The sequence below is a fragment of the Thermodesulfobacteriota bacterium genome, assembly GCA_040756475.1.
In the GTDB taxonomy this organism is placed as follows: Bacteria; Desulfobacterota; Deferrisomatia; order Deferrisomatales; family JACRMM01; genus JBFLZB01.
On record JBFLZB010000196.1, the window covers coordinates 1 to 8,060 of the forward strand.

Genomic DNA, 8,060 nt, shown 5'->3' on the forward strand with positions numbered 1-8,060 from the left:
AGGCGGGCTACCACGTCCTCACGATCCCCTCGCCCACCCACCCCAACTTTCTCGTCACGGCGTCCACCACCATGGTGCCCGGCGACGCCGAGGGCGACGCCCGGGACCTCTACCGCGTGATGCGGCGCGCCTGGGAAACGCTCAAGGGAAGGGTGGAAGTCACGGAGTTCTACCTCACGGGCTACAGCCTGGGGGGCTTCCAGTCGGCCTTCGTGGCGAAGCTCGACGAGCAGGAGATGGCCTTCGACTTTCGCAAGGTCCTGATGATCAACCCGCCCCTGAGTCTCTTCAACTCGGTGAGCCGGCTCGACAAGATGCTCGACGACATCCCCGGGGGCATCGACAACTTCGACGCCTACTTCCAGGAGATGGTCGAAGGCATCGCCCGCTACTACCGGAAGGACGTCTTCGTGGCTTTCGACGAGGACCTCTTCTACAACATCTTCAAGGAGATGCGCCGCGAGCGAGTCCCACCCCCCGTGGAACAGTTGCCTCCCCTCGTCGGCTTCGCGTTTCGGATCTCGTCGGGCAACATGATCTTCTGCTCCGACATCATGACGCGCGCCAACCTCATCGTGCCCCGGGACTTGCGGCTTTCGCCCCTGGACTCACTCAACCAGTTCGCCCCGGTGGTGTTTCGCACCCCGTTCCTGGCTTACTTCGACGAGCTCTTCCTGCCCTACCATCAGAGGCGGCAGGCGGGCCTGACCCGTCAGAGGGCAATCGACGCCTTGAGCCTCAAGGCCATCGAGGGATACCTGGCCGGCGCCACGAAGATCGGGCTCGTCCACAACGCCGACGACGTCATCATGGAGCCCGGCGAGGTCGACGAACTGGCCAGGATCTTCGGGAGCCGGGCGCAGATCTACCCCAAGGGAGGCCACTGCGGAAACATGGAATACCCCGACAACGTGGCCTACATGACCCGTTTCTTCGCCCAGTGAGGGGCAGCGGCCGTGCGTGCGACGACCCGCTTCCAGACGTCGGTGCTCAGAAGGCTCGCTGCCGGATGCCTGGCACTGTCGGTGATGGCCTGCGGCGCCTCGAAACCGCTGACGCGCACCGACACCCAGCCCACGCGCACCGCGGCCAGCGTCGGGGTACCGGAGGACTTCCACGGCCGGGCAGAGGTGTACGACCCCCTGGAGGGCTGGAACCGACGCGTGTACCGCTTCAACTACTACTTCGACAAGTACCTGTTCCTGCCGGTGGTGAAGACGTACTCGGCTCTCATGCCCGATCTACTCGAGAAGGCCGTGACCAACGTCTTCTCGAATCTCGGGGACATCATGAACTTCACCAACGCCGTCCTACAGCTCAAAGGAGAGTCGGCGACCCTTTCCTTGGGGCGTCTCTTCCTCAACACGACGCTGGGGCTCGGGGGCCTGTGGGACGTGGCTTCCACACAGGGGATTCCCAAGCGAAACGAAGACTTCGGGCAGCCGCTGGGCCACTATGGGGTACCGGCCGGTCCGTACCTGGTCCTGCCGGTTCTTGGCCCCTCGAACCTTCGGGACGGGCTCGGGCTCGCGGTGGACTACTCGCTCTACTCGGTCTACCCACCCCTCGACCCCCTCGAATACTGGATCGAGGACGGCGGTGCCCGTCTGGCCATCACCGGCGTCAAGGCCGTGGACAAACGCAAGAACATCGCGTTCCGATACTACGAGTCGGGCTCGCCCTTCGAGTACTTCCTGGTGCGCTGGCTCTACACAGAGCATCGAAACATCGAGATCCAGAAATAGATCCAACCGCCTCGCGACCATCGAAGCACGAGCCAGGAGGACCGTGACATGAGCCGGAAGAAGAAGAGCGCTGCGAGCCCCCCGAAGACGGAGGCGCCGCTGGAGCGGCCAGCCGATCCGTCAGCGCTCCTCGTCGGGTACGGCTGCGGCCCGATCCCGTTCACGGGCGATGACGGACTGGACGAGAGACACCTACTGTGATGGGACGAGGACAGCAGTTGCCGTTCGTGGCGATCATCGGAAAGGTCCGGGTTGCGGCACTTCGCGACGGGAAGCCGATGAGCATCTCTGTCGGGAATCTCGGCCGGGGCGCTTACGGCCCCGATCAGCTCGGGCGCCGTTAGCGCGCGGGGGTCTCCCGACAGGCTCGAATGTTCCAGTTCCCCTACCGGTGGGTCCAGGGTAGACCGGGGCGGGCGAGGCCGGCAGGATCGGTGAAGGAAGCCCACAGCCTGGGCGGCAGGCCCCGGAAGGCTTCGGCCAGGCGCGGGGAGGCGGGGCCTTCGCCCGTCACGTCCCGGATGAGCACCCGCAGCACCCGGTCCGGGAACTCCCGGGCCAGGGCGCCGCAGAGCTCCGGGTCGCTCTCCCCCGAGTCGCCGACGAGGACGACCCGGCGCCGGGAAAGGCCTCCAGGAGAGCGCGGATGGCCGGGCCCTTGGACTCCAGGGGACTCGCGAAGAGACTGGCCGCGCTTGCGTCTTTGAGGCGCACGCGGTTCAAGTGGAGCGTACCGGCCGGGAAGCCGGCCTCGGCGAGGAACCGCCACAGGGGCTCGAAGAGCTGCCAGAGGCTGGCGGAGACGTAGTGGAAGGAGGCACCTTCTACCGCGCCCAGCGCTGGTAGACCTCGGCCATACCGGGAACCGCCCGGAAGGGGCGCAGGAAGGTGTTGGCCAGGAGTTCGCGCAGCTGCGTGACCCGGCTGTCCTTGATGGCGTGCCGCGTCCGCCATAGGGCGGGTCCTGCTGTCTTCAGCGCGCCCTTGGTGGAAGGCGCTTCCTCCAGGAGAATGGCTTGCGGTGGAGGTGCATCACGGATACGACAGGCGGCATCGCCGACAGACCGGGGGGGCTGCCGGCGATGCCGTCCTTGCGGTCAGGCCAGGTCAAAGCGGTCCAGATTCATCACCTTGTTCCAGGCCGCGACGAAGTCGCGCACGAACTTTTCCTTGGCATCGTCCTGGGCGTAGACCTCGGCCAGGGCGCGCAGCTGGGAGTTGGAGCCGAAGGCCAGGTCCACCCGGGTGCCGGTCCACTTGAGGCCGCCGGTCTTTCGGTCGCGCCCTTCGAAGGTGTCCCCGGCGTCGGACGCCGGCTTCCAGGCGGTACCCATGTCGAGGAGGTTCACGAAGAAGTCGTTGGTGAGGGTGCCGGGCCGCTTGGTGAATACGCCGTGGGGTGAGCCGTTGTAGTTGGCGCCCAGCACTCGCAGGCCGCCCATGAGCACCGTCATCTCCGGGGCGCTCAGGGTGAGGAGGTGGGCCTTGTCCACCAGCATCTCCTCGGCGGAGACGGTGAACGCCTTCTTGCGGTAGTTGCGAAAGCCGTCGGCCTCGGGCTCGAGCACGGCGAAGGATTTCACGTCGGTCTGTTCCTGGGAGGCGTCCATGCGGCCCGGGGAGAAGGGCACCGCCACCGCGTGGCCGGCGGCCCTGGCCGCCGCTTCCACCGCCGCGCAGCCGCCCAGCACGATGAGGTCCGCCAGGGAGACTGTCTTGCCGCCCGTCTGGGAGCCGTTGAAGTCCCGCTGGATGGTTTCGAGCACCCCCAGCACCTTGGCGAGCTGCGCCGGCTGGTTGACCTCCCAGTCCTTCTGGGGCGCTAGGCGAAGGCGCGCGCCGTTGGCCCCGCCGCGAAAGTCCGAGCCGCGGAAGGTGGAAGCCGCGGCCCAGGCGGTGGAGACGAGCTCCGCGGTGGAGAGGCCCGCAGCCAGGATCCTGGCCTTGAGGCCGGCGGTGTCCCGGGCGTCGATCAGGGGGTGATCCACGGCCGGGATCGGATCCTGCCAGATCAGGTCTTCGGCGGGGACCTCGGGGCCTAGGTAGCGGACCTTGGGCCCCATGTCGCGGTGGGTCAGCTTGAACCAAGCGCGGGCAAAGGCGTCGGCGAAGGCCTGGGGGTTATCCCGGAAACGGCGCGCGATGGGCTCGTAGATGGGGTCGAAGCGAAGGGAGAGATCTGCCGTGGTCATCATGGGCCGGCGCTTCTTCGAGGGGTCGTGGGCGTCGACCACCAGGTCTTCGGCGTCCACGTCCTTGGCCAGCCACTGGTTCGCCCCGGCCGGGCTCTTTACGAGCTCCCACTCGTACTTGAAGAGTACCTTCAGGTAGCCCATGTCCCAGTGGGTGGGGTTGGGCTTCCAGGCGCCCTCGATACCGCTGGTGATGGCATCTCCCCCCTTGCCGGTGCCGAAGCGGCTGATCCAGCCCAGCCCTTGCTCTTCCAGGGGGGCGGCCTCGGGCGCCGGCCCCACCAGCGCCGGGTCGCCGGCGCCGTGGCACTTGCCGAAGGTGTGGCCGCCCGCGACCAGGGCGACGGTCTCTTCGTCGTTCATCCCCATGCGGCCGAAGGTCTCCCGCACGTCGCGGCCCGAGGCCACGGGGTCGGGATTGCCGTTGGGGCCTTCGGGGTTCACGTAGATCAGGCCCATCTGCACGGCGGCCAGGGGGTTCTCCAAATCGCGATCCCCGCTGTAGCGTTTGTCGCCCAGCCACTCGGCCTCGGCGCCCCAGTAGATGTCCTCTTCCGGCTGCCAGATGTCGACCCGGCCGCCGCCGAAGCCGAAGGTCTGGAAACCCATGGATTCGAGGGCACAGTTGCCCGCCAGGATGAACAGGTCGGCCCAGGAGATCTGGTTGCCGTACTTCTGTTTGATGGGCCAGAGCAGGCGGCGCGCCTTGTCCAGGTTGGCGTTGTCGGGCCAGCTGTTGATCGGCGCAAAGCGCTGGTTGCCGGTGCCCCCGCCGCCGCGCCCGTCACCGGTGCGGTAGGTGCCGGCGCTGTGCCAGGCCATGCGGATCATCAGGCCGCCGTAGTGACCCCAGTCGGCCGGCCACCACTCCTGCGACTCGGTCATCAGGGCGTACAGGTCTTTCTTCAGGGCGGCCAGGTCGAGCTTCCGGAACTCCTCGGCGTAGTCGAAGTCTGGCCCCAAGGGGTTGGAGGCCGGCGCGTGCTGGTGGAGGATGCCGAGGTTCAGTTGGTTGGGCCACCAGTCGCGGGTCGATGGGCCTCTGCCGGAGGTGGTGCTGCCCGTCTTTCCGGTTACCGGGCACCTGGTCTCGTCGCTCATGTTGTTGCCTCCTAATGGTTGTCTCAAGGGATTCCCCACCGGCCCCGCTGGCCGGGGGGAGGCGATTTCGATCGTCTACGTTCCGGACGGCGAAGGCGGCTGCGATGGGGTCTTCCTAGGTTTGGTCCCGGCACTTTCGACAAACCCCCCACACCTGGACCTGCCTTCCCGTCACCGCACCCCAATCCGCGGCTTCCGGAGGCGGCTCCAGTTCGTCGAAGGAGGGCCAGACGAAATCCTCGATGGCCTGGCACGTCGTGCACACCAGGTGGTGGTGCCGCGTCAAGTTGCCGTCGTAGCGCCCCACGGTGTCGAGCACCTGCACCCTCGCAACCAGGCCCAACTCCTCGAAGGTGGTCAGCGTCCGGTAGACCGTGTCCAGGGAAAGGGTGGGCATCCTGTCCCGGAGCCGGGTGAAGACCGCATCCGCCGACGGGTGCCCGCCGCCCTCCATCACCTCCCGGAAGATCTCCAGGCGCTGGTGCGTGACCTTGAGCCCGCGGGCCCGGCAGACCTCTTCGAAGCGCCGAAACGCCTCCTGCGTCGGCTCCGGGCGGGTCGTCTCGCCGGGCATCCTGGGCTCCCCAAAGAACGGGTTACACCGGTAGCGCTCGTCCCCAGCGGCCGCGAAGCAACCCCGGGGCAATGGAGCGATGATTCCAGTGTAGGAAAGATTCCTATATCGTGTCAAGACCGAACCGGCTTGAGACCCCAGGGCACCTTCCCGCCGCCCGGGACCGGGCGGCAGCCCGAGGCGACCGCGTGTTACCGCGGCGCAGGCCGCCACCGGCCGATGTGGCGCACCAGGCCCCAGCGGGTGGTCTCGTCCAGGGCGTCGCCGAACCCGGGCATGCCGAACTCGGGGACGCCGTGGGTGATGATCCAGAACTGCTCCCCGGCGGTGAAGAAGCTGGCGTGGGCGGGGTCGCGGAAGTCCGCCGGCGGCGCTGCCAGCCCTGCGGCCGTGGGGCCGTCGCCCCGGCCCTCGTCCCCGTGACACAGGGCGCAGTGGCGGGCGTAGGCTTGGCTGGCAGCCTCCCCGGCTGCGGCGCCCGGGAGGACGGGCGGCTCCGCCATCGCCCGCAGCTCGGGCGGAATCCGCTCCTTGAGGGCCTGCATGGTGACCATGTGGCGCTGCCCTGCGCCGGCGGAGCCGTGGTGATGGGCTTCGTGGGCGGAGGAGGACGCGGGGCCCAGAGCCCAGACCCAGCCGGCGCAGGCCAGGCATGCCAAGGGCTTTTGCCATGCCGCTCTCGTTGTCCTTTCCATTCCGGTCTCTCCCGCTCCCGAACCGATCGTGTGCGGCAACGGCGCCGAAGAATACCGGGCCCCCGGGCGGTGTCCACCCCCGGGCACGCGCGCCGCCCTTGGCGCTTTGCTCTGGCGCTTCGGAAAGGCTGCCGTATAGTGCCTCGCGGACCCTGGGGACCGCCGAGCGGTTTGCGACCTGGTCTTGTTTCGCCCGTCGGTCTCGACACCCGGAAGCCCGGGAGGTGGCAGATGATCCGCACCAGATCCCCGATCTCTCGCGCCTTGCTTGGGGCACTCGCCTTCGCTGTCGCGGTGCTGTTGGTGGCCGCCGGGTGCGGGTCGTCGGAGGACGCCGCCTCGGGTTTCAGCCGGGTCAGCGTCGTGCTTTCTCCCGGAAAGACGGCCGCTCGAACGGCAGCGGCCGTGCCCGGGGGCGTCCGGGAAATTCGCGTCTCGGTGAGCGGCCCCGGCATGGACCCCCTCCAGGCTGCCGTGGAGGTCTCCCCGGACGACGACTCGGTCGCCCTCACCCTCGACGTGCCCGCGGGCCCCCAACGGGTCTTCGTGGTGCAGGCCCTGGGGGCCGACGGTGCGGTGCTCTACCAGGGGAGCGCCGCCGCCGACCTCTGGGGGCAGGAGCTCGCCCTCACGATCGCCCTGGAGCTGGTCATCCAGGGCACCGTGGCCACGCCGGCGTTCACCCCCCCGGAGGGCACCTACACCGAGCCCCAGCTGGTTTCCCTCTCCACCGCCACGCCCGACGCCGAAATTCGGTACAACGTGGACGACGTCGCGCCCACACCTGCGACGGGCCTCCTCTATGCGGAGCCGGTCCTGGTGGACGCCAGCGCGACGCTCCGGGCCATCGCCTACCGGGAAGGCTGGGCGGACTCGGAAGTGGCCGAGGCGACCTACACGATCACGGGCACGGTGGCGACGCCCGTGTTCAGCCCGCCCGCGGGGATCTACACCGAGATCCAGGAGGTGACCCTTTCCTCAGCCACCCCGGAGGCCGAGATCCGCTACACGGTGGACGGAGGGGCACCCACCCGGACCACGGGGCTGGTCTACACGGGACCGATCCCGGTGGACGCGACCGCCACGCTGCGGGCCATCGCGTTCCGGGAAGCCTGGGCCGACTCACCGGTGGCCGAGGCCACCTACACCATCACCGGCACCGTGGCGACGCCGGCCTTCAGCCCTCCCGCGGGCACCTACACCGCGCCGCAGCTCGTGGCGCTCTCCAGCGACACGCCGGGGGCGGCGATCCGCTACACGGTGAACGGCGAAGCGCCGACGTCCACGTCCGGCACGGTGTACAGCGAGCCGATCCCGGTGGACGCGACGGCCACGCTGCGGGCCATCGCCTACCGGGATGGTTGGGCCGACTCCCCGGTGGCGGTGGCGACGTATGCGATCACGGGGACCGTGGCGGCGCCGGTGTTCGATCCTCCGGGAGGGATCATCGGCCAGGAGGAGTTGGCGCTAGTGACCCTCACCACGGCGACCCCGGGCGCGCAGATCCGGTACACCGTGGGAGACGTCCTGCCGACCCGCGACGCCGGCACGCTCTACGACGGGCCCATCGATCTCTTTCAATTCCAGTTCTTCGAGATCACCGTGAACGCGATCGCGTTCCTCGAAGGGTGGAACGACTCCCCGGTCGTTGGGGAGACCTACATCGTCTCGGCACTGGGGCGCAGGGCCGTGGACCCGGCGCCGGCGGCCGGGCCGTCTGTGCCATGATCGCCGCGCCTCGGTCGGGGCGCGC

Annotated in this window: 8 protein-coding genes and 1 pseudogene; 4 read left to right on the forward strand and 5 right to left on the reverse strand. The window is 68.5% G+C overall.

Going from position 1 to position 8,060, the window contains the following annotated elements; genetic code table 11:
• From AB1578_19760 to AB1578_19770, 3 genes are all read left to right on the forward strand, one after another.
• On the forward strand, positions 1-944 hold a 944-nt coding region (locus tag AB1578_19760; protein MEW6490130.1), incomplete at its 5' end, for an alpha/beta hydrolase.
• Between the two features lie 12 nt (positions 945-956).
• Complete coding sequence (locus AB1578_19765) at positions 957-1,745, forward strand: VacJ family lipoprotein (protein MEW6490131.1); 789 nt, start codon at positions 957-959, stop codon at positions 1,743-1,745.
• Positions 1,746-1,793: 48 nt separating this feature from the next.
• Positions 1,794-1,946, forward strand: coding sequence for a hypothetical protein (locus AB1578_19770; protein MEW6490132.1), 153 nt, complete (start codon positions 1,794-1,796; stop codon positions 1,944-1,946).
• Positions 1,947-2,130: 184 nt separating this feature from the next.
• On the opposite strand, the gene AB1578_19775 is transcribed toward AB1578_19770, so the two are convergent.
• The 5 genes and pseudogenes from AB1578_19775 to AB1578_19795 all read right to left on the reverse strand — a co-directional run bounded on the left by AB1578_19775 (position 2,131) and on the right by AB1578_19795 (position 6,307).
• The gene (locus AB1578_19775; GenBank protein ID MEW6490133.1) at positions 2,131-2,283 is read right to left on the reverse strand and encodes a hypothetical protein; all 153 of its coding nucleotides are present in this window, start codon (positions 2,281-2,283) and stop codon (positions 2,131-2,133) included.
• A 36-nt stretch (positions 2,284-2,319) separates the two neighbouring features.
• A pseudogene (locus AB1578_19780) lies at positions 2,320-2,699 on the reverse strand (App1 family protein).
• A gap of 143 nt (positions 2,700-2,842) precedes the next feature.
• On the reverse strand, positions 2,843-5,038 hold the full coding sequence (gene katG / locus AB1578_19785; GenBank protein MEW6490134.1) for a catalase/peroxidase HPI: 2,196 nt from the start codon (positions 5,036-5,038) through the stop codon (positions 2,843-2,845).
• A gap of 115 nt (positions 5,039-5,153) precedes the next feature.
• Positions 5,154-5,612: a transcriptional repressor gene (locus AB1578_19790; GenBank protein ID MEW6490135.1), complete on the reverse strand. Its 459-nt coding sequence runs from the start codon at positions 5,610-5,612 to the stop codon at positions 5,154-5,156.
• Between the two features lie 191 nt (positions 5,613-5,803).
• Positions 5,804-6,307 (reverse strand): cytochrome c, encoded by a 504-nt coding sequence (locus tag AB1578_19795; GenBank protein ID MEW6490136.1) that lies wholly within the window; start codon positions 6,305-6,307, stop codon positions 5,804-5,806.
• A 231-nt stretch (positions 6,308-6,538) separates the two neighbouring features.
• Between AB1578_19795 and AB1578_19800 the strand changes: the two genes are divergently transcribed.
• Complete coding sequence (locus AB1578_19800) at positions 6,539-8,035, forward strand: chitobiase/beta-hexosaminidase C-terminal domain-containing protein (GenBank protein ID MEW6490137.1); 1,497 nt, start codon at positions 6,539-6,541, stop codon at positions 8,033-8,035.
• Positions 8,036-8,060 lie beyond the last annotated feature (25 nt).

What these genes read in the sequence shown, in the direction of transcription:
- AB1578_19770 (MEW6490132.1), top strand. Translation starts at nt 1,794, where the DNA reads ATGAGCCGGAAGAAGAAGAGCGCTGCGAGCCCCCCGAAGACGGAGGCG.
- katG (MEW6490134.1), bottom strand. Translation starts at nt 5,038, where the DNA reads ATGAGCGACGAGACCAGGTGCCCGGTAACCGGAAAGACGGGCAGCACC.
- AB1578_19795 (MEW6490136.1), bottom strand. Translation starts at nt 6,307, where the DNA reads ATGGAAAGGACAACGAGAGCGGCATGGCAAAAGCCCTTGGCATGCCTG.
- AB1578_19800 (MEW6490137.1), top strand. Translation starts at nt 6,539, where the DNA reads ATGATCCGCACCAGATCCCCGATCTCTCGCGCCTTGCTTGGGGCACTC.
- AB1578_19790 (MEW6490135.1), bottom strand. Translation starts at nt 5,612, where the DNA reads ATGCCCGGCGAGACGACCCGCCCGGAGCCGACGCAGGAGGCGTTTCGG.